The sequence below is a fragment of the Streptomyces shenzhenensis genome, assembly GCF_003688995.1.
In the GTDB taxonomy this organism is placed as follows: Bacteria; Actinomycetota; Actinomycetes; order Streptomycetales; family Streptomycetaceae; genus Streptomyces; species Streptomyces shenzhenensis_A.
In genome coordinates this window covers 13,698-36,601 of sequence record NZ_PENI01000020.1, presented here as the reverse complement: position 1 = coordinate 36,601, position 22,904 = coordinate 13,698, and the positions used below count along the sequence as shown (strand labels likewise).

General features: G+C 72.6%; 22 protein-coding genes. 9 read left to right on the top strand and 13 right to left on the bottom strand.

Translation table 11 applies throughout. The features are described from left to right. Window positions 1–77 precede the first annotated feature (77 nt). The 3 genes from CTZ28_RS49665 to CTZ28_RS27455 all read left to right on the top strand — a co-directional run bounded on the left by CTZ28_RS49665 (window position 78) and on the right by CTZ28_RS27455 (window position 1,171). Window positions 78–125 carry a hypothetical protein gene (locus tag CTZ28_RS49665; RefSeq protein WP_351741692.1) on the top strand — a complete coding sequence of 16 codons (48 nt, stop codon included), beginning with the start codon at window positions 78–80 and terminating at the stop codon, window positions 123–125. A 78-nt stretch (window positions 126–203) separates the two neighbouring features. Then, complete coding sequence (locus tag CTZ28_RS27460) at window positions 204–758, top strand: cupin domain-containing protein (protein WP_121892393.1); 555 nt, start codon at window positions 204–206, stop codon at window positions 756–758. Next, on the top strand, window positions 755–1,171 hold the full coding sequence (locus CTZ28_RS27455; RefSeq protein ID WP_398656826.1) for a rhodanese-like domain-containing protein: 417 nt from the start codon (window positions 755–757) through the stop codon (window positions 1,169–1,171). The genes CTZ28_RS27460 and CTZ28_RS27455 overlap by 4 nt, the downstream gene beginning before the upstream one ends. A gap of 198 nt (window positions 1,172–1,369) precedes the next feature. Here the strand turns inward: CTZ28_RS27455 and recX are convergent, their stop codons facing one another. After that, window positions 1,370–2,320 carry a recombination regulator RecX gene (gene recX / locus CTZ28_RS27450; protein WP_121892391.1) on the bottom strand — a complete coding sequence of 317 codons (951 nt, stop codon included), beginning with the start codon at window positions 2,318–2,320 and terminating at the stop codon, window positions 1,370–1,372. A 3-nt stretch (window positions 2,321–2,323) separates the two neighbouring features. Further along, window positions 2,324–3,451, bottom strand: coding sequence for a recombinase RecA (recA, locus tag CTZ28_RS27445; RefSeq protein WP_121892390.1), 1,128 nt, complete (start codon window positions 3,449–3,451; stop codon window positions 2,324–2,326). Between the two features lie 614 nt (window positions 3,452–4,065). Here recA and CTZ28_RS27435 point away from each other — a divergent pair. Then, window positions 4,066–4,809 (top strand): hypothetical protein, encoded by a 744-nt coding sequence (locus CTZ28_RS27435; protein ID WP_121892389.1) that lies wholly within the window; start codon window positions 4,066–4,068, stop codon window positions 4,807–4,809. A gap of 21 nt (window positions 4,810–4,830) precedes the next feature. Here the strand turns inward: CTZ28_RS27435 and CTZ28_RS27430 are convergent, their stop codons facing one another. Further along, window positions 4,831–6,093 (bottom strand): AI-2E family transporter, encoded by a 1,263-nt coding sequence (locus CTZ28_RS27430; RefSeq protein ID WP_259471832.1) that lies wholly within the window; start codon window positions 6,091–6,093, stop codon window positions 4,831–4,833. A gap of 59 nt (window positions 6,094–6,152) precedes the next feature. Then, complete coding sequence (locus CTZ28_RS27425) at window positions 6,153–6,347, bottom strand: DUF3046 domain-containing protein (RefSeq protein WP_121892388.1); 195 nt, start codon at window positions 6,345–6,347, stop codon at window positions 6,153–6,155. An 80-nt stretch (window positions 6,348–6,427) separates the two neighbouring features. On the opposite strand from CTZ28_RS27425, the gene CTZ28_RS27420 reads away from it, so the two are divergent. Then, window positions 6,428–7,387 carry a hypothetical protein gene (locus CTZ28_RS27420; RefSeq protein WP_121892387.1) on the top strand — a complete coding sequence of 320 codons (960 nt, stop codon included), beginning with the start codon at window positions 6,428–6,430 and terminating at the stop codon, window positions 7,385–7,387. Between the two features lie 148 nt (window positions 7,388–7,535). Here CTZ28_RS27420 and CTZ28_RS27415 read toward each other — a convergent pair whose 3' ends face one another. Genes CTZ28_RS27415 through CTZ28_RS27405 form a run of 3 tightly spaced genes read right to left on the bottom strand, consistent with a single transcriptional unit; the run spans window position 7,536 to window position 9,504 of the window. After that, entirely contained in the window at window positions 7,536–7,844 is a 309-nt protein-coding gene (locus tag CTZ28_RS27415; RefSeq protein ID WP_121892386.1) for an AzlD domain-containing protein, read from the bottom strand. A gap of 56 nt (window positions 7,845–7,900) precedes the next feature. Next, complete coding sequence (locus tag CTZ28_RS27410) at window positions 7,901–8,641, bottom strand: AzlC family ABC transporter permease (protein ID WP_121892486.1); 741 nt, start codon at window positions 8,639–8,641, stop codon at window positions 7,901–7,903. Further along, complete coding sequence (locus CTZ28_RS27405; protein ID WP_121892385.1) at window positions 8,542–9,504, bottom strand: AraC family transcriptional regulator; 963 nt, start codon at window positions 9,502–9,504, stop codon at window positions 8,542–8,544. Before CTZ28_RS27405 ends, CTZ28_RS27410 begins: the two co-directional genes overlap by 100 nt. Window positions 9,505–9,640: 136 nt before the next feature. Here CTZ28_RS27405 and CTZ28_RS27400 point away from each other — a divergent pair, with 136 nt between their 5' ends. The 4 genes from CTZ28_RS27400 (at window position 9,641) to CTZ28_RS27380 (ending at window position 17,788) form a co-directional block, all read left to right on the top strand. Further along, window positions 9,641–14,647 (top strand): ATP-dependent helicase, encoded by a 5,007-nt coding sequence (locus CTZ28_RS27400; protein WP_121892384.1) that lies wholly within the window; start codon window positions 9,641–9,643, stop codon window positions 14,645–14,647. A 155-nt stretch (window positions 14,648–14,802) separates the two neighbouring features. Further along, window positions 14,803–15,645, top strand: a complete 843-nt coding sequence (locus tag CTZ28_RS27395; RefSeq protein WP_121892383.1) for a DNA-formamidopyrimidine glycosylase family protein — start codon at window positions 14,803–14,805, stop codon at window positions 15,643–15,645. A 32-nt stretch (window positions 15,646–15,677) separates the two neighbouring features. Then, window positions 15,678–16,442, top strand: a complete 765-nt coding sequence (locus CTZ28_RS27390) for an SDR family NAD(P)-dependent oxidoreductase (protein ID WP_121892382.1) — start codon at window positions 15,678–15,680, stop codon at window positions 16,440–16,442. An 863-nt stretch (window positions 16,443–17,305) separates the two neighbouring features. Next, the gene (locus tag CTZ28_RS27380) at window positions 17,306–17,788 is read left to right on the top strand and encodes a DUF7144 family membrane protein (RefSeq protein ID WP_259471831.1); all 483 of its coding nucleotides are present in this window, start codon (window positions 17,306–17,308) and stop codon (window positions 17,786–17,788) included. A gap of 43 nt (window positions 17,789–17,831) precedes the next feature. On the opposite strand, the gene CTZ28_RS27375 is transcribed toward CTZ28_RS27380, so the two are convergent. The 6 genes from CTZ28_RS27375 to CTZ28_RS27350 form a co-directional block, all read right to left on the bottom strand. Beyond that, window positions 17,832–18,305, bottom strand: coding sequence for a Dps family protein (locus CTZ28_RS27375; RefSeq protein ID WP_121892381.1), 474 nt, complete (start codon window positions 18,303–18,305; stop codon window positions 17,832–17,834). Between the two features lie 210 nt (window positions 18,306–18,515). Continuing rightward, a complete protein-coding gene (locus CTZ28_RS27370; RefSeq protein WP_019981938.1) occupies window positions 18,516–18,890 on the bottom strand; it encodes a helix-turn-helix domain-containing protein in 375 nt (124 codons plus the stop codon). Window positions 18,891–18,999: 109 nt separating this feature from the next. Further along, entirely contained in the window at window positions 19,000–19,545 is a 546-nt protein-coding gene (locus CTZ28_RS27365; RefSeq protein WP_121892380.1) for a CinA family protein, read from the bottom strand. Beyond that, entirely contained in the window at window positions 19,542–20,285 is a 744-nt protein-coding gene (gene pgsA, locus CTZ28_RS27360; protein ID WP_121892379.1) for a CDP-diacylglycerol--glycerol-3-phosphate 3-phosphatidyltransferase, read from the bottom strand. Before pgsA ends, CTZ28_RS27365 begins: the two co-directional genes overlap by 4 nt. Next, window positions 20,282–21,778 (bottom strand): 30S ribosomal protein S12 methylthiotransferase RimO, encoded by a 1,497-nt coding sequence (rimO, locus tag CTZ28_RS27355; protein ID WP_121892378.1) that lies wholly within the window; start codon window positions 21,776–21,778, stop codon window positions 20,282–20,284. Before rimO ends, pgsA begins: the two co-directional genes overlap by 4 nt. Window positions 21,779–21,870: 92 nt before the next feature. Beyond that, window positions 21,871–22,713: a helix-turn-helix domain-containing protein gene (locus CTZ28_RS27350; protein WP_121892377.1), complete on the bottom strand. Its 843-nt coding sequence runs from the start codon at window positions 22,711–22,713 to the stop codon at window positions 21,871–21,873. Window positions 22,714–22,904 lie beyond the last annotated feature (191 nt).

Genomic DNA, 22,904 nt, shown 5'->3' with positions numbered 1-22,904 from the left:
GTTGACCACCGCACTTCCGCAGTGGTGTACTCCGCTTCGTGATCGACACCTGTGTGCGCCTGTGGCGGAGGGTCCATATGGACCTGGTCCGCTATGCGGGCTGCGTGTGTCGCCGCACCTGCTGAATTCGCACCCCTCTCTCCTCCGCGCGCCGCATCTGACCTGCGGCGCGCTCTCGGCGAACGCTCAACAGGACGGTGTACGTGTCTGTCTCTCCCTCCGCATCTGCTCCCTCCGCCGACCCGGCCACCGGCTCCGCCCCGGCCGCGCCCACCCAGGCGGACCTCCTCGACTTCGTCCGGCGGACCGCCGCCGACGCAGAACTGATCGCCTCGCTTCCGCTCGACCCTGAGGGACGCACCTGGGTGCACCTCGACGGTCCCGGCGGCAGTGAGGCCTGGCTGATCGGCTGGCCTCCCGGTACCGGTACCGGCTGGCACGACCACGCCGAGTCGATCGGCGCCTTCCTGACCGCGGTGGGCGAACTGAAGGAGAACTCGTTCGCCGCCCGGCTGCCCACCGACGGCTGGAAGACGCTGGAACTCACCGAGGGCGTGGACCGCGAACGGCGGCTGCCGGCCGGGCGGGGCCGTTCCTTCGGTCAGCACCATGTCCACGAGGTGCTCAACGAGTCCACCGAGCGCCATGCGGTCTCCGTCCACGCCTACTACCCGCCCCTGCCGCAGATCCGCCGCTACAGCCGCAGCGGTCAGGTACTGCGTCTGGAGCAGGTCGAGCGTCCCGAGGACTGGCAGTGAGCCAGCCGTCGGGCGTAGGCGGGGCCGAACGACCGCTGGGCATCGACGAGTTGCTGGCACAGGTGCGTGCGGGCTACCGACGGTTCGAACCCCGTGAGGCGTATGACGCGGCGCAGGGCGGCGAGGCCCTGCTGGTCGACATCCGGTACGCGGCGCTGCGTGAGCGCGACGGGCTGATCCCCGGCGCGCTCGTCATCGAGCGCAACGAACTGGAGTGGCGCCTCGATCCCCGGGGCAGCCATCGCGCACCCGAGGCCATCAGCCACGACCTGCGCGTCGTGGTGATCTGCAACGAGGGCTACGCGTCCAGTCTGGCGGTCTCCTCCCTGCACCGGCTGGGCCTGCGCCGGGCCACGGACCTGATCGGCGGCTTCCAGGCGTGGAAGGCGGCGGGACTGCCGGTGGCGTTCTGACCCGCGGCCTCCACTCCGCGGGGCCATGTTCCTCCCCGGTGCTCCACGTTCCCCCGGTACTTCCCCGGTCCGGTCCCCGTGTCCGGTCCTCCGGGTCCGGGGAGCGGCCGGACCGGGACGGCGCCGGCACCGCTCCTCGGTGACGAGACGGCCCGACGGCGCTACCGTGCTGACCGGCCTCGCCCCGCCCCCGGCGGATCAGAGTTCCTCGCCGCCGAGGAACTCCGTGTCCTCACCCTCTTCCTCCAGCGCCTGCCGGACCACCCGGAGGGCCATGCCCTCGGGGTAGCCCTTGCGGGCGAGCATCCCGGCCAGGCGGCGTATGCGTTTGTCCCGGTCGAGGCCTCGGGTGGAGCGCAGCTTACGGGCGACGAGCTCGCGGGCGGTCGACTCCTCCTGTTCGGCGTCGAGTTGGGCCACGGCCTCGTCGATCAGTGCCGAGTCGACTCCCTTGGTGCGCAGTTCCCTGGCGAGCGCGCGACGGGCCAGCCCCCGCCCGTGGTGCCGGGACTCCACCCAGGCGTCGGCGAACGCGCTGTCGTCGATCAGGCCGACCTCCTCGAACCGCGACAGCACCTCCTCGGCGACGTCCTCCGGGATCTCCTTCTTGCGCAGGGCGTCCGCCAGTTGCTTGCGCGTGCGCGGGGTCCCGGTGAGCAGGCGCAGACAGATCGCCCGCGCCCGCTCAGCCGGGTCCCCCGGAGACTCCTCCTGCTCAGCCCTCGACGAGGAGAACGAGCCTCCGTCTTCGTCGGCGGGTCCCCCGAAGCCACGCCGACGACGCCCGCGCGGGCCGCCGCCACGACGCCCGCCACCGGGCGGTCCGTCCCCCTGTGGTTCCTCGCTGTGGGGCCCACCCCCGTGGGGCCCCACGCCGCGTGGTCCCTCGCCGTGACGGCCGTCCCCGTGCCGCCCCGCCCCGCGGAGCCGGCCGCTGAAGGGCTCGTCACCGTACGAGTCCTGCGGACCGTCGGGGCCGAAACCGTCGGCCCCGACGCGGGATCCGCCCCTGAACAGCCGGTCGTCGTCGCACGCCCCCTCGCCGTCCGTGCCGTCGTTCGCCCGGGCAGGACCGACGCCACCTCTCCCCGTCCGCTCCCGGTGAGCGTCGAGGTGCGCGTAATCGGCCCAGTCGGTTCGTCGTGTCACGGGTCAGCTCTTGGCTGTGGCGGCCTTGGGCTTGGTGGCCTTGGCGGCTGCCGGGGCGGGCACCGACTTGGCCGCGTCGCCCGGAGCTGCGGCGACCGCGGCATCCGCCCCCGGCTCGGCGGCGGGCTCCTCCGGCCGCACGCCGACGCCCAGCTTCTCCTTGATCTTCTTCTCGATCTCGTTGGCCAGGTCGGGGTTGTCCTTGAGGAAGTTGCGCGCGTTCTCCTTGCCCTGGCCGAGCTGGTCGCCCTCGTACGTGTACCAGGCGCCGGCCTTGCGGACGAAGCCGTGCTCCACGCCCATGTCGATCAGGCCGCCCTCGCGGCTGATGCCCTGGCCGTAGAGGATGTCGAACTCGGCCTGCTTGAAGGGCGGCGCGACCTTGTTCTTGACGACCTTGCAGCGGGTGCGGTTGCCGACCGCTTCCGTGCCGTCCTTCAGCGTCTCGATACGGCGGATGTCGATGCGCACCGAGGCATAGAACTTCAGTGCCCGGCCGCCGGTCGTGGTCTCCGGGGAGCCGAACATGACGCCGATCTTCTCGCGGAGCTGGTTGATGAAGATGGCGGTGGTCTTGGACTGGTTGAGCGCGCTGGTGATCTTCCGCAGCGCCTGGCTCATCAGCCGGGCCTGCAGACCCACATGGCTGTCGCCCATCTCGCCCTCGATCTCCGCGCGCGGGACGAGCGCGGCGACGGAGTCGATGACGATCAGGTCGAGCGCGCCGGAGCGGACCAGCATGTCCACGATCTCCAGCGCCTGCTCGCCGTTGTCCGGCTGGGACAGGATCAGGTTGTCGATGTCGACGCCCAGCTTGCGCGCGTACTCGGGGTCGAGGGCGTGCTCCGCGTCCACGAACGCGACCTGGCCGCCCGCCTTCTGCGCGTTCGCCACGGCGTGCAGTGTCAGGGTCGTCTTACCGGAGGACTCCGGTCCATAGATCTCGACGACACGGCCGCGCGGCAGGCCGCCGACGCCGAGGGCCACGTCGAGCGCGGTCGACCCGGTCGGGATGACCTCGATGGGCTCCCTCGACCGCTCGCCCATGCGCATGACCGCGCCCTTGCCGAACTGCCGTTCAATCTGTGCGAGCGCGGCGTCGAGCGCCTTCTCGCGGTCGGTACCTGCCATGGGTTCCACCCGGTTTGCTTGAGTCGATCGCTTCACGTCAAAGACGCTAACGCCTGCCACTGACAATGCGTCCCGACGCCGACCCGGCCTGTGGATAACTCCGGCACTTCTCCACTCGAACCGGGTCGAAGCCCCCGTCGAGAACCTCGCCTGGACCTCCATGAGAATGGATGTTCGATTTTCATGTCAAGCGCACCACGCGGCACTTCCGCACCCTGTCGTCCTGTGCCGTCGAAGCTGGACGGCACAGGGGCGATGTCAGGGCCGGGCCCCAGCGCGAGGAATGCCAGGACGACACAGAGCCCCAGTTGGACCGCCCCGATATATCGATGTCCGAGTCGCAGCAGCATGACGCCCGTCACGCAGACCGCCAGGGCCGATGCGCCGAAGCACAGCGCCGGCGTCCAGTCCGCGGGCGGTGCGCCGGCCGGTGCCGGTCCGGAGCCGGCTCAGCCCCCGCACCGCGAGCACGATGAGGACCAGCGATCCGGCCGCCGTCCCCCTTCTTCCACCGCCGCTTGCACCCCTACTTCCCGCGGCTACTTCCCGCGGCGTACGGCGGGTGTCTCCGGCCGGACGACGACCTCGGGGGACCCGCCCGGGAGTCTTGGCGCATGGATGATCCGCGCCCCGTCGAGCGCCTCTGTCATGCGATCGGCCTGCTCCTCGTCGTCTCCGGCCTCGTGCACCTGGTCGTGTTCGCCATCGACGGCGGCCCCTGGTACGGCCCCGTCTCCTGGCGCAAACCCGTCACGTTCGGGCTCTCCTTCGGCGTGACGCTGATCGCCATCACCTGGGTGACCGCTTATCTGCGCATCGGGGCGCGGCTGCGCGCCGGACTGCTCGCCGTGTTCGCCGCCGACTGCGTGGTGGAGGTCGGCGGCATCACCCTGCAGGCCTGGCGCCGGGTGCCCTCGCATCTCGACATGGAGACGCCCTTCGACACGGCGGTGTCCATGACGCTCGCGGTCGGCGGCGGCGTCCTCGTGGTGCTGCTCACCGTGTTCGCGGTCGCGTCTTTCCTGCACCGGCCGACCGGTCCCGCGGGCATGGCGCCGGCGGTGCGGTCCGGATTCGCCGTCCTGCTCGTGGCGCTCGCCTCGGGTGCCGCGATGATCGCGCGCGGGGTGGTGCTCACCCGGACCGGCCACCAGGAGGCCGCCTACCACTCGACGGCACCGCTCAAGCCGCTGCACGGGGTCAGCCTGCACGCCGTGCTGGTGCTGCCGGCGCTGGCCTGGCTACTGTCCCGCACGTCCTGGAGCGAGCGATCCCGGCGGCGCGTCGTGGCCGCCGCGATCGGCTGCTACGCGGCCGCGGTCACCGCGGCCGGTGTCTGGGCGGTGCTCACGTACTGAGCGCGGCGCCGCCCCCGGTCATCAGGCGGAGCCCTCCTCCGGGGCCTCGGACTCGCCCGGTCGCGGACGCCGCGTCCACTGCGTCCACGCGCGCGTGAAGAGTCCGGGCCCGCTCGTGCCGCGTGTCCGGTGGCCCTGCACCCGGGGGTCGTCCGTCACGTCGTACCGCTTCACGTACGCGCCCAGGAATGCCTGCAGCGTGGCGACCGCGGGGATGGCGATGAGCGCGCCGACGGCGCCGAGCAGCGCGGTGCCCGCGATGACCGACCCGAAGGCGACCGCGGGATGGATGTCGACGGTCTTCGAGGTGAGTTTGGGCTGCAGCCCGTAGTTCTCGAACTGCTGGTAGATCACGACGAAGACCAGCACCCACACCGCGTACCAGGGGTCGACCGTGAACGCGATCAGCATGGGCAGCGCACCCGCGAGATACGTGCCGATGGTCGGGATGAACTGTGAGACCAGGCCCACCCAGACGCCCAGGACGGGCGCGTAGGGCACGCCCAGGGCCTGGAGCAGGATGTAGTGCGCGATCCCGGAGACGAGCGCCATGAGCCCGCGGGAGTACAGGTAGCCGCCGGTCTTGTCCACGGCGATCTCCCAGGCGCGCAGCACCTCCGCCTGGCGCGATGGCGGCAGCACGGAGCACAGGGCGCGGCGCAGGCGCGGCCCGTCGGCGGCGAAGTAGAACGAGAACAGCCCGATCGTCAGCAGCTGGAACAGGCCGCCGAGCACCTGGGCGGACACGTCGAGCACTCCGGCGGCGCTGGTCTGCGCGTACCTGCGCAGCCAGTCGGAGTGGAGCAGCCCCTCCTGGACGTCGACCCGCCTGAGTTCGGTGCGGAACGACTCGTTGATCCAGTTGATGACCGAGTCGAGGTAGTCGGGGAAGCCCTCGACCATCTTGACGATCTGGCCCGCGAGCATCGAACCGAGCAGTGTGACGAACCCCGCCGTGACGATCACCAGGCCGAGGAAGACCAGGAAGGTGGCGAACCCGCGGCGCATGCCGCGCGCGGCCATCCAGCTCACCGCGGGCTCGATGGCGAGGGCCAGGAAGAAGGCGATGAGGATGTTGATCAACAGGCCGGTCAGCTGGTGGAAGGCCCAGCTGCCCAGCTGGAACGAGGCGATGAGGGCGAGCGCGAGCACCATGGCGCGCGGCAGCCAGCGCGGCATACGGGCGCCCGGCGCGGCGCTGTCGGCCGGGGGCCGGGCGGGCGGCGTCGTGCCGGGCTGGGATGCGTGCCGGGTGATCTGCCCGGTGTCGTCAGTGGAGGCCACGGAGCAAGTCTCGCCCACGGCACCGACAACCCGCTGCCCCCTCCGGTCTTCGTGACCGATCAGCGCCTTTCCCCCGGCACGTCCATGACGGTGCAGACCACGCGCCACACGTCCTTGGCGTCCCAGCCGGCGTCCAGCGCCTGGTGCACCGTGCGTCCGCCGAGTTCCGCCATGACGTGATCACGCGCGAACGTGTCGGCGTTGCCCGGACCGAAATGGTCCGCCATTCGCTGCCAGAAGACCGTCAACCGCATGATTCCAGTATCCCGCCCCTGAGAGTGGGCCCTGCCCGGGACCACGTGCCGTGACCGCTTTCCGCCCTACGGTCTGTCGCATGGCCGAAACCGGAGCTTCCGCACTCCCCCCGACGCCGGCGCACTCCCCGCTCTTCCGCGCCGAGCACTTCGTCTGGCTCACCGCGCGCGTGCTGGAGCAGCGCCTGTTCGCGTACCACTTCCTGAACGGCGCCGCCGATCCGGTGGAGACGGCACTGGACGCCTACCGCAACGAGGACGGCGGGTACGGTCACGCGCTGGAGCCCGATCTGCGCGGCCCGGTCAGCCAGCCCCTGCACACCGGTCACGCGCTGGCCGTCCTGGACGCCATCGGGCGGTGCGGCGGACAGCGGGTGGAGCGCGTGTGCCGCTATCTGACGTCGGTGTCCACAGCGGACGGGGCCCTGCCTTCGGTCGGTCCCGGCCGGCGCGGCTACCCGACGGCTCCGTCCGTCCCGGTCGTGGCCGACCCGCCGAGCGATCTCCTCGCCACCGGCCCGGTGGTCGGCCTGCTGCACCGCAACGAGGTGTGGCACGCCTGGCTGTTCCGGGCCACGGACTTCTGCTGGCAGGCCGTGGAGTCGCTGGAGAAGTCCCACCCCCGTGAGATCGCTGCGGCGGTGGCCTTCCTGGACGCCGTGCCCGACCGCCCGCGCGCGCAGGCGCTCGCCGACCGGCTGGGCCGCCTGGTGCGGGCGCAGCGGCTCGCGGCGCTGGATGCGGGCCGCTCGGCGGACCGCCCCGTCGCGCCGGACCAGCCCTTCGCGTCCGGCCCCGCCCCGGGGGAGCCCCACTTCCCGCACGACTTCGCCCGGACTCCGCGTTCGCTCGCGCGCGCGTGGTTCACCGAGGACGAGATGGCGCGCTCGCTGGACTTCCTCGCCGCGCAACAGCAGGAGGACGGCGGCTGGCCGACCCGCCATCCCCGGTGGGCACCCGGCACCGCCCTGGAGACCCGCCCCATGGCCACGATCGAGGCCCTGCGCACTCTGAGGGCACACGGCCGGCACGTGGGTTGAACGACGCGAGCAAGCCACGCGCGGGCGGGGTGCGCGGCCGATCGGGCAAGGCCGGAGTCCGGCGCCCTGTGGTTCCCGGCGTACCGGCATTCTCCACGTGCCCGGCGCCCCGTCGTGCCCGGCGCCCAGCGCCCCGCGCCCCGCGCCGTCAGCCGCCCATGGCGCGCACTCCCGCCGTCACCAGCACGGCCGCGGCGACGACGAGCAGGAACGGGGCCCGCAGCATCAGCACCACGGCGGCCGCCGCGAGCCCCGCCGCGCGGGCGTCCAGCACGAGCGCGTGGCCGTCGGCGAACGTCTGCTGCGCCGTGAGGGCGGCGAGGAGGGCGACGGGCAGCAGGGCGGCGAGCCGCTTGACGAGCGGCCGCTCCAGGGCGCCCGCGGGCACCATCAGCCCGGCGAGCTTGACCGCGTAGCAGCCGAGGGCGGTGGCCCCGATGGCGATCCAGGTGTTCAACGTACTTCCTCTGTCGAGCGGTTCGGTGTCGTCTGATCTGGTGCGCGCGACAGGGCCTAGGGACGAGGGGCGTCGCCACGGGCCCGTCCGCCGCGGCGGCCCTCCACGAACAGGGCGAGCGGCGCCGCGAGCGCGGCCACGAGCACCGGCACGCCGGCCGGCAGGACGGGCAGCAGGCCGAGCCCCAGGAGCACCGCGAGGCTTGCCACGGCTCGCTCGGTCACGGACTTCAGCATGGGCGCGAGCAGCGCCAGGAATACGGCGGGTCCGGCCGCGTCGAGACCCCACGCGTCGGTGTCCCCGATGGCCTCGGCGCCCAACGCGCCGAGCAGCGTCGTGAGGTTCCACAGCACGTAGAGGCTGACCCCGGTGACCAGGAACCCGAGGCGGGCAGCGCGCCGGGTCGGCTGTGCCAGCGACACGGCGGTGGTCTCGTCGATCACCCACTGGGCCGCGAACGGCCGCGCCACGCGCGAGAGGGCCAGCACCTGGGACAGGCGCAGCCCGTAGAACGCGTTGCGCACGCCCAGGAAGAAGGCGCCCGCCGCGGCCGCGACCGGGCCGCCGCCAGCCGCCAGCGCTCCCACGAGCGCGAACTGGGAGGCGCCGGTGAACACCAGGAGGCTGAGCGCACAGGTCTGCAGCACACTCAGTCCACTGCCGGCCGAGGTCACCCCGAAGGCGAAGCCGGACAGTCCTACGGCGACTCCGACTCCGAGGGCGTCCCGGACGACGGCGGAATCGGCTTTCCCTCCGCCTTCGGCGCGTATGTCAGCGAGAGCTGTCTGTTCTGCCACACCTCGGACAGTACGAGCGGCCGCCGTCGTGGGTCTTGTACGTTCTTGCGCTCACGCTGGTACGCCCCGGGAGGCACGCCGACGATCCGGGCGAAGTGGCGGTTGAGGTGCGGCTGGTCGGTGAACCCGACGGTGACGGCGGCCTGGGCCGGTGTCGTACCCGCGTCCAGCAGGCGCCGCGCCCGGCGCACCCGGGCATCGGTCAGCCAGGCGTGCGGCGGCATGCCGTAGGCGTCGCGGAACGCCCGCAGCAGGGCGAAGGGGCCGGTCCCGAGGTCGGTGGCGAGCCGTTCCAGCGTGGGCGGCTCGGTCATCCGTTCCTCCAGCACGGCACGCGCGCGTGCGGCGATCCGGGCTCCGGCCGTTCGCACCTCGTGCCGGGGCATCGGCCCGCCGTTCAGCCGCAGCAGCCGGGTCACCGCCACCCGCAGCAGGGTGTCGGCGGCGAGCGCGTTGCCCTCGTCGGCGGCACGCAGCACCCGGTGGACGAGGCCGACCGCGTACGGGTCGTCAAGGACGGGGCTGACGAAGCCGGGGGTGCCCCGGATCCCGGTGGTCTCGGCGGCTATCGCGGCCATCACGTCGGGCGACGGGTAGACCGCGCCGTACCGCCAGCCCTCGGGGACGCCCGCCCGGCCGGTGTGCGCGGTGTCCGGGTTGACCAGCGCCAGCGCTCCCGCTCCGGCGCGGACGTCCGACCCGCGGTGGTGGAAGACCTCGACGCCGTCGGCGATGGCCGCGATCACGAAGTGCTCGTGGGTGTGCCGGACGAAGGTCTTGCTGATGTAGCGGGCGCGCAGCAGGTCGACACCGGGCAGTTCCTCGTACCGCCAGTGCCGCGCCAGTTCACCCGAACCCGCCATGCGGTCATTGTCCGTCACGCCGCCGTCGGTGCGGTCGCGGCGGCCGCGTACCCGCCGAAGCCCGGCGCAGCTGCGCCCCGCTGCACCATTTGCCCAGGTCAGGACGATTGTCAGTGGTCGGGTGCAGGATGGACGCATGGTCAGCTCCGCACATCGAGCCCTCGGCGGCTTCTCCCCCGCGACCCGCGGCTGGTTCACGGGAGCGTTCTCCGCGCCCACCGCGGCCCAGGCGGGCGCGTGGCAGGCCATCCGGGAGGGCTCCGACGTGCTGGTGGTCGCCCCGACCGGCTCCGGCAAGACGCTGGCCGCGTTCCTCGCCGCCCTGGACCAGCTGGCCTCGACCCCGCCGCCGGCCGATCCGAAGAAGCGCTGCCGCGTGCTGTACGTCTCACCGCTCAAGGCCCTCGCGGTCGACGTCGAGCGCAACCTGCGCAGCCCGCTGACCGGCATCCGGCACGAGTCCGCGCGCCTGGGCCTGCCCGAGCCCGAGGTCAAGGTGGGCATCCGCTCCGGCGACACCCCGGCGGCCGAGCGCCGTGCCCTGTCCACGCGCCCGCCGGACATTCTGATCACCACTCCCGAGTCCCTGTTCCTGATGCTGACCTCGGCCACGCGCGACGCGCTGACCGGCATCGAGACGGTGATCCTGGACGAGGTGCACGCGGTCGCGGGCACCAAGCGCGGCGCGCATCTCGCGCTCTCCCTGGAGCGGCTGGACGAGCTGCTGCCCCGGCCGGCCCGCCGCATCGGCCTGTCGGCGACCGTCCGCCCGGTCGACGAGGTGGCCCGGTACCTCTCGCCGCGCCGCAAGGTGGAGATCGTCCAGCCGGAGTCCGGCAAGGAGTTCGACCTCTCCGTCGTCGTCCCGGTGGAGGACCTGGGCGAACTGGTCGGCTCCCCGGTCGCCGACGGCGCCGAGGGCGCGGAGCGGCCGTCGATCTGGCCGCATGTGGAGGAGCGGATCACCGACCTGGTGCAGGCCCACCGGTCGACGATCGTGTTCGCGAACTCCCGGCGCCTCGCCGAGCGCCTGTGCAACCGGCTCAACGAGATCGCCTACGAGCGGGCGACCGGCGAGCCCCTGGAGGAGCACCACTCCCCCGCCCAGCTGATGGGCGGCTCGGGCGCGGCCCAGGGCGCGCCCCCGGTCATCGCCCGCGCCCACCACGGCTCGGTCTCCAAGGAGCAGCGCGCTCTGGTCGAGGAGGACCTGAAGGCGGGCCGGCTGCCCGCCGTGGTGGCGACCTCCAGCCTCGAACTGGGCATCGACATGGGCGCGGTCGACCTTGTCGTCCAGGTGGAGTCGCCGCCCTCCGTCGCCTCCGGTCTGCAGCGCGTCGGCCGCGCGGGCCACCAGGTGGGCGCCGTCTCCACCGGCGTGGTCTTCCCGAAGTACCGCGGCGACCTGGTGCAGGCCGCCGTCGTCACCGAGCGGATGCGCACCGGCGCCATCGAGTCGCTGAGGGTCCCCGCGAACCCGCTGGACGTCCTTGCGCAGCAGCTGGTCGCCATGACGGCGCTGGACACCTGGCAGGTCGACGACCTGCTGGCCACCGTGCGCCGCGCCGCCCCCTTCGCCTCGCTCCCGGAGTCGGCGTTCACGGCCGTCCTGGACATGCTCGCCGGCCGCTATCCGTCCGATGCCTTCGCCGAGCTGCGCCCGCGCGTGGTGTGGGACCGGGTCGCCGGGACGGTCACCGGCCGCCCCGGCGCGCAGCGGCTCGCCGTCACCTCCGGGGGCACGATCCCCGACCGGGGGCTCTTCGGGGTCTTCCTCGCCGGCGCGGACCCGAAGAAGGGCGGCGGCCGGGTCGGCGAACTCGACGAGGAGATGGTCTACGAGTCACGCGTGGGGGACGTCTTCACGCTGGGCACGAGCTCCTGGCGCATCGAGGACATCACCCGCGACCGCGTCCTGGTCTCCCCGGCGCCCGGCGTGCCGGGCAGGCTGCCCTTCTGGAAGGGCGACCAGCTGGGCCGCCCGCTCGAACTGGGCCGCGCCGTGGGCGCGTTCCTGCGCGAGGTCGGCTCGCTCCCGAAGGACGACGCCCGGCTGCGGCTGCTCGCCGCGGGCCTCGACGCCTGGGCCGCGGACAACGTCCTGTCCTACCTGGACGAGCAGCGCGAGGCGTGCGGTCACGTCCCCGACGACCGGACGATCGTCGTGGAGCGCTTCCGCGACGAGCTGGGCGACTGGCGCGTCGTCGTCCACTCCCCCTTCGGGGCGCAGGTGCACGCCCCGTGGGCGCTCGCGCTCGGCGCCCGCCTGTCCGAGCGGTACGGCATGGACGCGCAGGTCATGCACGCCGACGACGGCATCGTGCTGCGCCTGCCCGACGCCGATCTGATGGGCCTCGACCTGCTCGACCAGGAACCCATGAAGGCGTCCACGGCGTACGACGCCGAGCAGGCGCCGGTCGGCGCGGCGGACGTCGCCTTCGACAGGGGCGAGGTCGACCAGATCGTCACCGACCAGGTCGGCGGTTCGGCCCTGTTCGCCTCCCGCTTCCGCGAGTGCGCCGCCCGCGCGCTGCTGCTGCCGCGCCGCAACCCCGGCCGCCGCACCCCGCTGTGGCAGCAGCGCCAGCGCGCCGCCCAACTGCTTCAGGTGGCGAGCGAGTTCGGCTCGTTCCCGATCGTCCTGGAGGCGGTCCGCGAGTGCCTCCAGGACGTCTTCGACGTCCCCGGGCTCGCCGAGCTGATGGGCGACATCGAGTCCCGCAGGGTCCGCCTGGTGGAGGTCACGACCCCCGAACCGTCGCCGTTCGCACGCTCCCTGCTGTTCGGCTACGTCGCCCAGTTCCTGTACGAGGGCGACTCCCCGCTGGCCGAGCGGCGCGCCGCCGCCCTGTCCCTGGACTCGCGGCTGCTGGCCGAGCTGCTGGGCCAGGCGGAGCTGCGCGAACTGCTCGACGCGGAGGTGCTGACCGAGCTGGAGCGGGAGCTCCAGTGGCTCACCGAGGACCGCCGCGTCAAGGACGTCGAGGGCGTGGCCGACCTGTTGCGGCTGCTCGGACCGCTCACCGAGGCCGAGTTGGCCGAGCGCGGCGCCGACCCGGGGTGGGCCCGGGAGCTGGCCGCCGCCCGCCGCGCCATCCGGGTCCGGATCGCCGGCGCCGACCACTGGGCGGCGGTCGAGGACGCGGGCCGGCTGCGCGACGCCCTCGGCACGGCGCTGCCGGTGGGAGTGCCCGAGGCGTTCACCGAGCCGGTCAAGGACCCGCTCGGCGACCTCCTCGCGCGGTACGCCCGCACGCACGGTCCGTTCACCTCGGCCACCGCCGCGGCCCGCTTCGGTCTGGGCGTGGCGGTCACCGAGGGGGCCCTGCAGCGGCTCGCGGCGGGCGGCCGGGTCGTCCAGGGCGAGTTCCACCCCGCGGGGATCGGCCAGGAGTGGTGCGACGCGGCCGTGCTGCGCCGGCTGCGCCGCCGCTCGCTGGCCGCGCTGCGGCACGAGCTGGAGCCGGTGCCGCCGCCCGCGCTCGCACAGTTCCTGCCGCAGTGGCAGCACATCGGGAAGGGACACGGCCTGCGCGGCGCAGACGGACTGGTGCGCGCCGTCGAGCAGTTGCAGGGCGCGTCCGTCCCGGCGTCCGCCCTGGAGAAGCTGGTCCTGCCGTCGCGGGTGGCGAACTACAGCGCGTCGGTGCTCGACGAACTCACCTCGGCCGGCGAGATCGTCTGGGCGGGAGCGGGGGCGCTGCCCGGCAAGGACGGGTGGGTGTCGCTGTATCTGGCGGACGCGGCCCCGCTGCTCCTGCCGCCGCCCCACCCCCTGGAGCTGACCGCGCTGCACCAGTCGGTGCTGGACGCCCTCTCCGGCGGCTACGGCCTGTTCTTCCGGCAGATCGGCGACCAGGTCCGTGCCACCACCCACCCCGATGTCACGGATCCCCAACTGGCCGACGCCGTCTGGGACCTGGCCTGGTCCGGGCGGCTGACGAACGACACGCTCGCCCCGATGCGCTCCCTGCTGGGCTCGGGCCGCACGGCCGGCTCCACCGCCCACCGGGCCAGGCGCACCGTCCCGCGCGGTCGCTACGGCTCCCTGACGGCCGCCGCCCGTCCCGTCTCCCGCACCGGCCCGCCGACCGTCGCGGGCCGCTGGTCCCTGCTTCCCGAGCGCGAGCCCGACACCACGGTGCGGGCCCACGCCCTGGCCCGCACGCTGCTCGACCGGCACGGTGTGGTCACCCGCGGAGCGGTGGCCGCCGAGGGCGTGGAGGGCGGCTTCTCGGCGGTCTACCGGATCCTGTCCGCCTTCGAGGAGAGCGGCCAGGCCCGGCGCGGCTATGTCGTCGAAGGGCTGGGCGCCGCGCAGTTCGCGATGGACGGGGCCGTCGACCGGCTGCGGGCGGTCGCCAACGCCCGCGAGCGGGGCGACGGCCTGCCCGGCCCCGGCGCGGCGAACGGCGGCCTCCATGGCTTCGCGGGGAGCGGCGCCCCGGGATCCGCCGGTGACGGCACCCCCGGCTTCGGGCACGAGGACTTCCGGGACTTCGGCGCCCCCGGCGGCACCTCGGCCACCGGCTTCGACCCGGCCGCCGCGTTCGACGGGACGGACGGAACCGACTGGGCTGACGGGGGAGACGTCCCCTGGCCGCCCGGCAACCGCACCGCACCGGGCGACTACGTCTCCCCCAAGGACCTCGGAGACCTCGCCTCCCCCGGGCACGGCGGCCCCCGGGGTGGCCCGGCCTCGCCGTACGGCGCGGGATACGGCGACCGCCGCACCCGCGGCTCCGCCGCCGACACCCGGGCGGTCGTCCTCGCAGCGGCCGACCCGGCGAACGCCTACGGCTCGGCCCTCTCCTGGCCCGAGCCGCCGACCGGGGCCGGGCACAAGCCGGGCCGCAAGGCGGGTTCGCTGGTGGTGCTGGTGGACGGCGAGCTGACGCTCTATATGGAGCGCGGCGGCAAGACACTGCTGGCCTGGCCCGCCGCCGCGGACACCGAACCCGCCGACGACCCGCGCCTCCGGGCCGCCGCGGACGCCCTGGCCGCCGCAGCCCGCGCGGGCGCCCTCGGCACGGTCACGGTGGAGCGCGTGAACGGCGCCGCGGCACTCACCTCCCCCGTCGGCGCTCTCCTGGAAGGAGCCGGCTTCGTGGCGACCCCGCGCGGCCTGCGCCTCAGAGCGTGATCCCCACGCACACCGCAGGCGCGCAGCCCGATCCGCGCACACGGTGGGCACCCAGCGTGGTCCACGCAGACGGCACGCCCGCCGCATGCTCCGCGTACGGACGGCCGCCGGCAGCCGCGCCGACGCCGGCAGGACCGTCGTGCCACCCTTGACCCATGCCCGAAGGTGACACGGTCTGGCAGGCCGCGAGACGGCTGCACAGCGCGCTCGCGGGCCGGGTGCTGACCCGCAGCGACCTGCGGGTGCCCAGGTACGCCACGGTCGATCTCACCGGACGCACGGTGCTGGACGTCACCCCGCGCGGCAAACACCTGCTCACCCGCGTCGAGGGCGGTCTCACGCTGCACACGCATCTGCGCATGGACGGAGCCTGGAAGGTGTACGGCGACGGCGAACGCTGGAACGGCGGCCCGGCGCACCAGATCCGCGTCATCCTGGGCACCGGGGAGCACACCGCGGTGGGCTACCGCCTGCCGGTCCTGGAACTGCTGCGCACCACCGACGAGTCCCGCGCCGTGGGCCACCTCGGCCCCGACCTGCTCGGTCCCGACTGGGACCCGGAAGCGGCCCTCGCCAACCTGCTCGCGGACCCCGCCAGGCCCCTCGGCGAGGCCCTGCTCGACCAGCGCAACCTGGCGGGCATCGGCAATGTCTACAAGAGCGAGCTCTGCTTCCTGCTCGGCGTCACCCCGTGGCTGCCGGTGGGCGCCCTGCCCGAGGACCGCGCCGCGCAGCTGCCCGTCCTCGCCAAGAAGCTCCTGGAGGCCAACCGCGACCGGCTGATCCGCACCACCACGGGCCGACGCGGCCAGGACCTGTTCGTCTACGGCCGCGTACCCCGCCCCTGCCTGCGCTGTCGCACCCAGGTCCGGGTGGCCGACCAGGGCGACGGGTCACGGGAGCGGCCCACGTACTGGTGCCCGAACTGCCAGCAGGGCCCCGCCCCGGCACCTGCCTCCGCGCAGGCCCGCGGAATCCGCCCCCGCGGCGGCAATTGACGACCCGTCAGAAACGCTCGTACGGTCCTTTCATGACCGTCGACGCGTACGACCTCACCGGCCGCACCGCATTCGTCACCGGCGCCGCGAGCGGCATCGGCCGGGCCTGTGCCGTGCTGCTCGCCGAGGCGGGGGCGACCGTGCACTGCGCCGACCGGGACGAGGCCGGCCTGCGCGAGACGGCGGCCCTCGCCGAGGCCCGGGGCGGCAGGGCCCGCACCCATCCGCTGGACGTCACCGACCGGGCCCGGCTGCGGGATGCCGTACGGTCCTGCGAGCGCCTGGACGTGCTGGCGGCGATCGCCGGGATCATGCACAGCAGCCCGGTCCTGGAGACCCGCGAAGAGGACCTGGACCGGGTCCTGAACGTCAACTTCAAGGGCGTGCTGTACGCCTGCCAGGAGGCGGCACGGCTGATGCTCGACCGCGGCTCGAAGGGCAGCATCGTCACCATGGCCTCGGGTGCCGTGGACACCGGCGGCCCCGGGCTGCTCTGCTACGGCGCGGCGAAGGCGGCCGTGGTCCAGCTCACGAAGACGCTGGCGACGGAGGTCGGCCGGCACGGCATCCGGGTCAACGCGGTCGCCCCGGGCTGGATCCGCACACCGATGACCACCCGCCACGACGAAGCGGCGCAGGCGCACACGGAGGCCCTGATGACCCGCATGTCGCCGCTGGGCCGGGTCGGCGAGGCGGAGAACGTCGCGCACGCCGTGCTGTACCTGGCGTCCGACGCGTCGTCGTTCACGACGGGCCAGATCCTGCGTCCGAACGGGGGGGTCGCGATGCCCTGGTGACGGCGCCCGCCCGCCAGGCGGCCACCCATCGCTCCGGCCCGACGGCGCCCGCGGCACCCGCCTTCGGCATGCAGTGCACGGGCAGCAGGCTCAATCCCCACCCACCGGCCGCGACGGCGCCCTCCAGCGCCCCCGTGTCCGCCCCCAGCACGATCCGCGCGACGGCCCACGACCACACCGCCCCGAGCCCCAGAGCCGTCCCCCATCGCACTGCCCGCCGCACCATGGCCGTCACCTCCCAGCCGGACGCTAGAACGCCGCCCGACCCGCTGTGGAGGCGCATGGACGGCTCACCGATGCAGCACCGGACCACACCCGGTCGGCCTCCGGGCGGACGAGCCCCCCTGAGCGGCCCGTCACCCGTTCTCCGCCCGGAACATCCGGCGGTGAAGTCTCGGATCACGCATTGACCTGCACCAGAGCACCTTTCCGGGAACGGGATTGCGGTTTCCTTCCGGCCGACGCCGAAAATTCGCCGTCCCTCTGGTGAGTGTCCCCCGACTGGTCCCACGCCGCATCCAGAACGGAACGCGTCCGCCGCATGAGGTTCTTCTTGGCCGAGAACCGAGGGGCCTCACCCACGAGATCGGCATGTGAGCCCGGATGCCCTGCCCAAGTCGACGGTCGGATGTGCCGACGCCAGCATGAGCATGGGTACCGTGCTGGGCCTCGGCGCCTCTCAGGCCCTGGCACGGCTGGCCCATGCCGGGTGTGCCCCTCGCCCGCCGCACGACGCCATGCGGGGGGCACATCCCTCGCCACTGGGCCGAATTCACCTCTGCCTCCCGGCGACACGCGCGTTTGCGCATGCCCGAGATCGAAGTCGCGATACCGAACGATCACAGCCATCCTGGCGGGGAGACATGGCTGGCTTCGCGTGGTCATTGTGCGTCGCGACCGCGCTGCGCAGAGAGGCGGTGGCCATGGCAGCGATACCCGACAAGACACACCGAGAGGACAGCAGCGCCACACTCGGCGGCGCGTCCTTGGCCGCCGGGGCCCTGATGACGCTCAGCGGATCGCTCAGCATCCTCATGGGTGTGTCCGGCGTCGCGCAGGACACCCTGTTCTCCACCTCGTCCCAGTACGCCTACTGGTTCGACCTCACCACCTGGGGCGTGATTCACCTCGCCGTCGGTGTGGTGCTCATCGTCACCGGCCTAGGGGTCCTGGCAGACAAGAGCTGGGGACGCGGGGCCGGCGCAGCGGCGGCGGCAATCAGTCTGATCACCCAGTTCATGTTCGTGCCGCACTATCCGGCGTGGGCGATTCCCATGATGACGCTCGATCTCCTGATCCTGTTCACGCTGACGAGGTTCCCCATCGAAACCAGCAGCGGCCGGTGAACCGAAGGACCATTACCAGACGGGCCGCATGTCGCTGACCTGATCACCCGTTCTCCGCCTGGAACATCCAGTGGTGCTTCTCGAGATCCGCCGTGATGCCGATGAGGATGTCCTGGGTCACCGGGTCCGGCTTCCCGGTCGCGGCGACCCGCTCCCGCATGCGGGTGATCACCGCGGCCAGCGCGTCCACGATCGTCCCCACCGCGTCCGCGTCCCTGACCCAGCCCTCGGGCGTCACGCCGATGCCGCTGCCGGTGGCCACCGTCGCGGCGCGCCCGTCCGGCGGGACGCCCAGCGTGGCCGCCCGCTCGGCCACGGTGTCCGAGTGGGTGCGCGCGGTGGCGACGACATCGTCGAGCTGGAGATGGATCGACCGAAAGCGTGGACCGACGATGTTCCAGTGGATCTGCTTGGCGACCAGTGAGAGATCCAGCAGGTCGACAAGGGCCCCCTGCAGCGCCTCGGCCACGATCTTGAGGTCCGCATCGTCGGACAGCGGACTCTTGACGACGTACATCCACAGCCTCCGTTGGTTCACCCGGTCTTGTCCCTCCACCATGACCGCCCCGCCCGGTACCGGCAAATGGACGCAAAGTGAACCCCGACGGCCCAGGGGGCGTAACACGCGCACAGCACGAAGGCCCCGGCCACGCCCCGCCGGGTCTCCCCGGAGGAGCCCCGGCCGGGGCCTCTCACGTGTCGCGTTACAGGGCCAAGCGCGTGACGGTCACGCGGCGACCACATCCACCGCCTCGGCGGGCGCCTTGATGGTCACCCGTTCCGGTGGCACACCGGTCACCGAGACGGAACCCAGCATCGGCCGAACCGGCGTGGGCACGGACTCGGTGGCGGCGGCAGACTGGGCCAGCTCGGCGAGGGCGAGTTCGTCGCTCACTTCCCGCATGAGCTCGGACATCCGTACGTCCAGCGCGTCGCAGATGGCGGAGAGCAGCTCGGAGGACGCCTCCTTCTGCCCCCGCTCCACCTCGGAGAGATAGCCGAGTGAGACTCGGGCGGACGAGGAGACTTCGCGCAGAGTACGGCCCTGGCGTTGGCGCTGCCGACGCAGCACGTCACCAAGCAGGCGACGGAGCAGAATCATCGGTGGCTCCCTCCTCGGACCGCGTAGCCGCATCCTTCTCGCCCCACCGTACCGCCTAGCGCCGCGGCCGTGCGGGGAGCGATGTCGTGTTCACTAAGGGCTGGAAACATCAAAACCCCCCGTTCTGTTCCGTATCCTGTGCCCGCTCATTCCCGGTCTGTTCGCCCACAAGCTCCTTCAGGAGCAGTGCGAGTACGCTCCGTACACTCTCCATACGGATTTCCGCACGCAGACCGTTCAACCGCAGGGCCTCCACTTTTCCGCCACCGGCAGAACCAGGCCCCGGCCCGAGGGGGCCGTCGACGGCGACGAACACCGTGCCCACGGGCCGGCCGTCCTGCGGTTCGGGCCCGGCCACACCGGTCGTCGCGATGCCCCAGTCGGCGCCGAGTGCTGTGCGCACTCCGGCCGCCATCTGGGCCGCGACCTGCGGGTCCACCGCTCCGTTGCGGGCCAGCAGGGCGGCGTCGACGTCCAGCAGACGGTGCTTCAGGTCGGTGGCGTAGGCGGTGACCGAGCCCCGGAAGACCTTCGAGGCCCCGGCGACCGCGGTGATCTCCGCCGCGACCAGACCGCCCGTGAGTGATTCCGCGACGGCGAGCGTCTCGCCCCTCACGGTGAGTAGTCGCACCACATCCGCAGCCGCGGAATTCACGCTTCCGAGTCCTCCAGCACCGCCGCTCGCTCGGCCATTCCCCGCCTGCGCAGCACAATGGCCTGTCTCACATAGTCGAGGCCGGTCACGACGGTCAGCACGACCGCCGCCGCCATCACCCAGAACCTCAGCGTGGCCAGCCAGCCCGTCAGCGCCAGCACATACATTCCCACGGCCACCCCCTGGGTGAGCGTCTTGAGCTTGCCGCCGCGGCTCGCGGGAATGACGCCGTACCGGATGACGAGGAAACGCAGCAGGGTGATGCCCAGTTCCCGGCCCATGATGACGACCGTCACCCACCATGGCAGGTCGCCGAGGGCCGAGAGACAGATCAGTGCCGCCCCCATGATCGCCTTGTCGGCTATGGGGTCGGCGATCTTCCCGAAGTCGGTGACCAGGTCGTAGGTGCGGGCCAGATGGCCGTCGAACAGGTCCGTGATCATGGCGATGGCGAAGGCGGCCCAGGCGAGGGAGCGCCACACCGGGTCATAGCCGCCGTCGGCCAGCATGAGCGCCACAAAACCGGGGACGAGGAGCAGCCGGAGCATCGTCAGCAGATTGGCGACGTTCCAGACGCTGGCCTGGTTGACGGCCGCCGCTGCCAGCTTCCCGCCGCGCGCGGGCCTCGTCGCGCCCTGCGCGCCGGAGACCGCCGCGCCCGCAGGTCCTTCGGCGGCGGAGCCCGGGGCCCCCTGCGCGCCGGAGGAGCCGCCCGCAGCGGATGCCGGGACTCCCGTCATCTGCCCGCCTCCTCACTCCACGCGAGCGAGCCCTGGAGCGGCTCGGCCACCAGGTCGACACCTTCCGTACCGACCACCTTCGCCTCGACCATACGGCCGACGCTCAGGCCCGCGCCGCTCGTGAGCAGCACCTGGCCGTCGGTCTCCGGGGCCTGGTGCGCGCCCCGGCCGTACACCCCGTCCTCGGTGTCGTCGCCGTCCTCGCCGTCCGGTCCGACGGACTCGACCAGCACGTGCACGGTCTCGCCCACGCGCTCCTCGGCCCGCTGCGAGACGAGCTCCTCGGCCAGCCGGGACACGTGCGCGAGCCGCTCGGCCACGACGTCCTCGTCGAGCTTGCCGTCGTACGTCGCCGCCTCCGTGCCCTCCTCGTCGGAGTAGCCGAAGACGCCGATGGCGTCCAGCCGGGCGTGGTTCAGGAAGCGTTCGAGCTCGGCGAGGTCGGCCTCCGTCTCGCCGGGGAAACCGACGATGAAGTTGGAGCGCGCGCCGGCCTGCGGGGCCTTGGACCGGATGGTGTCGAGCAGTTCCAGGAAGCGGTCGGTGTCGCCGAAGCGGCGCATCGCGCGCAGCACGCCGGGCGCGGAGTGCTGGAAGGACAGATCGAAGTAGGGGGCGATCTTCGGGGTGGAGGTCAGCACGTCGATCAGCCCCGGGCGCATCTCGGCCGGCTGGAGGTAGCTGACCCGGACCCGCTCGATGCCGTCGATCTCGGCCAGCTCGGGCAGCAGCGACTCCAGGAGGCGGATGTCCCCCAGGTCCTTGCCGTACGAGGTGTTGTTCTCGGAGACCAGCATGATCTCCTTGACGCCCTGCTCGGCCAGCCACCGCGTCTCGTTCAGCACGTCGCTCGGGCGGCGCGAGATGAAGGAGCCGCGGAAGGACGGGATGGCGCAGAAGGAGCAGCGCCGGTCGCAGCCGGAGGCGAGCTTGACCGAGGCGACCGGGGATCCGTCCAGGCGGCGGCGCAGCGGCGCACGCGGTCCCGACGCCGGGGCGATGCCCTCGGGCAGGTCCACGGGGCCGTGCCCCGGCAGGGCGACCGAGGCGGCCGACTCCTGGCGCTCGGCGGGGCTGATCGGCAGCAGCTTGCGCCGGTCGCGCGGGGTGTGCGCGGCGTGGATGCCGCCGTTCAGAATCGTCTGCAGACGGTCGGAGATGCTGGCGTAGTCGTCGAAGCCGAGCACGCCGTCGGCCTCGGGGAGGGCCTCGGCCAGTTCCTTGCCGTACCGCTCGGCCATGCAGCCCACCGCCACGACGGCCTGCGTTCTGCCGTGCTCCTTGAGATCGTTGGCCTCCAGGAGGGCGTCGACGGAGTCCTTCTTGGCGGCCTCGACGAAGCCACAGGTGTTGACCACGGCGACATCGGCGTCCGTGGCGTCCTCGACGAGCCGCCAGCCGTCCGCCTCCAAGCGGCCTGCGAGCTCCTCCGAGTCCACCTCGTTACGGGCGCAGCCGAGTGTGACGAGTGCGACGGTACGGCGTTCAGGCATGCGCTCAAGACTACTTCGTCTCACTGACAGCCCACGTCGACGGGGTTGGCGATCACGGCCGACCCCGTCGCCGGTGCGCTCCCGGTGGCCGCCTAGCCGACCTCGGGATCGCCCTTGGTGTACGTGAGGCGCTCCACGGCGCCCGGCTGGAAGTCGTCCTGGATCTTCTTGCCGTTGACGTAGAGCTGGATCGCCCCGGCGTCACCGAGGATGAGGTTGATCTTCGAGCCGTCCTGGAAGGTCTTGGAATCGCCCTTCTCCAGCAGCCCGTCGAACAGCATCCGGCCGTTGTGGTCCTTGGCCGAGATCCAGCTGCGTCCGTCGACGGCGCTCACCTGGACGGTCACCTTGTCCTGCGGGGCGGCCGCGATGGCGCTGTCGGAGGGCGCGGGCGTCCGGTCGGCGGGCTTGGTGTCGGTGGGCTTCGGCGCGGCGGACTTGCTGGTCGCGGGCGTGGCGCCCTCGGCGACCTGCGCCTTGGCGTCGTTCCCGCTGTCGCCGCCCTTGACCGCGGTGAAGCCGACGAAGCCGATCACGGCGACGATCGCGGCGACCATGGCCGCGGTCCAGTTGGGTCCGCGCCGCTCGGGGCGGATACGTTCCGCCTCGAACAGCGGGGCGGTCGGGGTGGGCGCGGGCCGCCCGCCGTGCTCGGCGTCGTACTGCGCGACGAGCGGGGCGGGGTCGAGGTGTACGGCCCTGGCCAGGGTCCGGATGTGCCCGCGGGCGTACACGTCTCCGCCGCACGAGGCGAAGTCGTCCGCCTCGATGGCGTGCACGATGGCGATGCGGACGCGAGTGGCGCTGCTGACGTCGTCGACGGTCAGCCCGGCCGCGATGCGCGCCTGCTGGAGGGCTCGGCCGACGGGGACTCGGGATTCCTCGGACACGTCGTGGAACGGACGCTCGTCTTCGGGGTAGTTGCCGATGGACACGGGGGCGCCTTTCGAGCGTGTAGCCACCTGTGCTGGAAGTTCAGTCTAGGGGGGGTGCGAAAGGGTGGGGCAACCGGGCGGTACGACTTTGTACGCCATCGGAATGGCCGGTCATCCCGATGACGGGCCAGGTCCGGACCCGGTCCGGGATCCGCGCCTGCCCACTCGCTCAACTTGACGTATGTCCAAGG

Excerpts from the sequence above, each read along its gene's own strand:
- recA (WP_121892390.1), bottom strand. The coding sequence starts at position 3,451 with ATGGCAGGTACCGACCGCGAGAAGGCGCTCGACGCCGCGCTCGCACAG.
- CTZ28_RS27435 (WP_121892389.1), top strand. The coding sequence starts at position 4,066 with ATGGATGATCCGCGCCCCGTCGAGCGCCTCTGTCATGCGATCGGCCTG.
- CTZ28_RS27425 (WP_121892388.1), bottom strand. The coding sequence starts at position 6,347 with ATGCGGTTGACGGTCTTCTGGCAGCGAATGGCGGACCATTTCGGTCCG.
- CTZ28_RS27420 (WP_121892387.1), top strand. The coding sequence starts at position 6,428 with ATGGCCGAAACCGGAGCTTCCGCACTCCCCCCGACGCCGGCGCACTCC.
- CTZ28_RS27405 (WP_121892385.1), bottom strand. The coding sequence starts at position 9,504 with ATGGCGGGTTCGGGTGAACTGGCGCGGCACTGGCGGTACGAGGAACTG.
- CTZ28_RS27400 (WP_121892384.1), top strand. The coding sequence starts at position 9,641 with ATGGTCAGCTCCGCACATCGAGCCCTCGGCGGCTTCTCCCCCGCGACC.
- CTZ28_RS27395 (WP_121892383.1), top strand. The coding sequence starts at position 14,803 with ATGCCCGAAGGTGACACGGTCTGGCAGGCCGCGAGACGGCTGCACAGC.
- CTZ28_RS27390 (WP_121892382.1), top strand. The coding sequence starts at position 15,678 with ATGACCGTCGACGCGTACGACCTCACCGGCCGCACCGCATTCGTCACC.
- CTZ28_RS27380 (WP_259471831.1), top strand. The coding sequence starts at position 17,306 with ATGGCTGGCTTCGCGTGGTCATTGTGCGTCGCGACCGCGCTGCGCAGA.
- CTZ28_RS27375 (WP_121892381.1), bottom strand. The coding sequence starts at position 18,305 with ATGTACGTCGTCAAGAGTCCGCTGTCCGACGATGCGGACCTCAAGATC.
- CTZ28_RS27370 (WP_019981938.1), bottom strand. The coding sequence starts at position 18,890 with ATGATTCTGCTCCGTCGCCTGCTTGGTGACGTGCTGCGTCGGCAGCGC.
- pgsA (WP_121892379.1), bottom strand. The coding sequence starts at position 20,285 with ATGACGGGAGTCCCGGCATCCGCTGCGGGCGGCTCCTCCGGCGCGCAG.
- rimO (WP_121892378.1), bottom strand. The coding sequence starts at position 21,778 with ATGCCTGAACGCCGTACCGTCGCACTCGTCACACTCGGCTGCGCCCGT.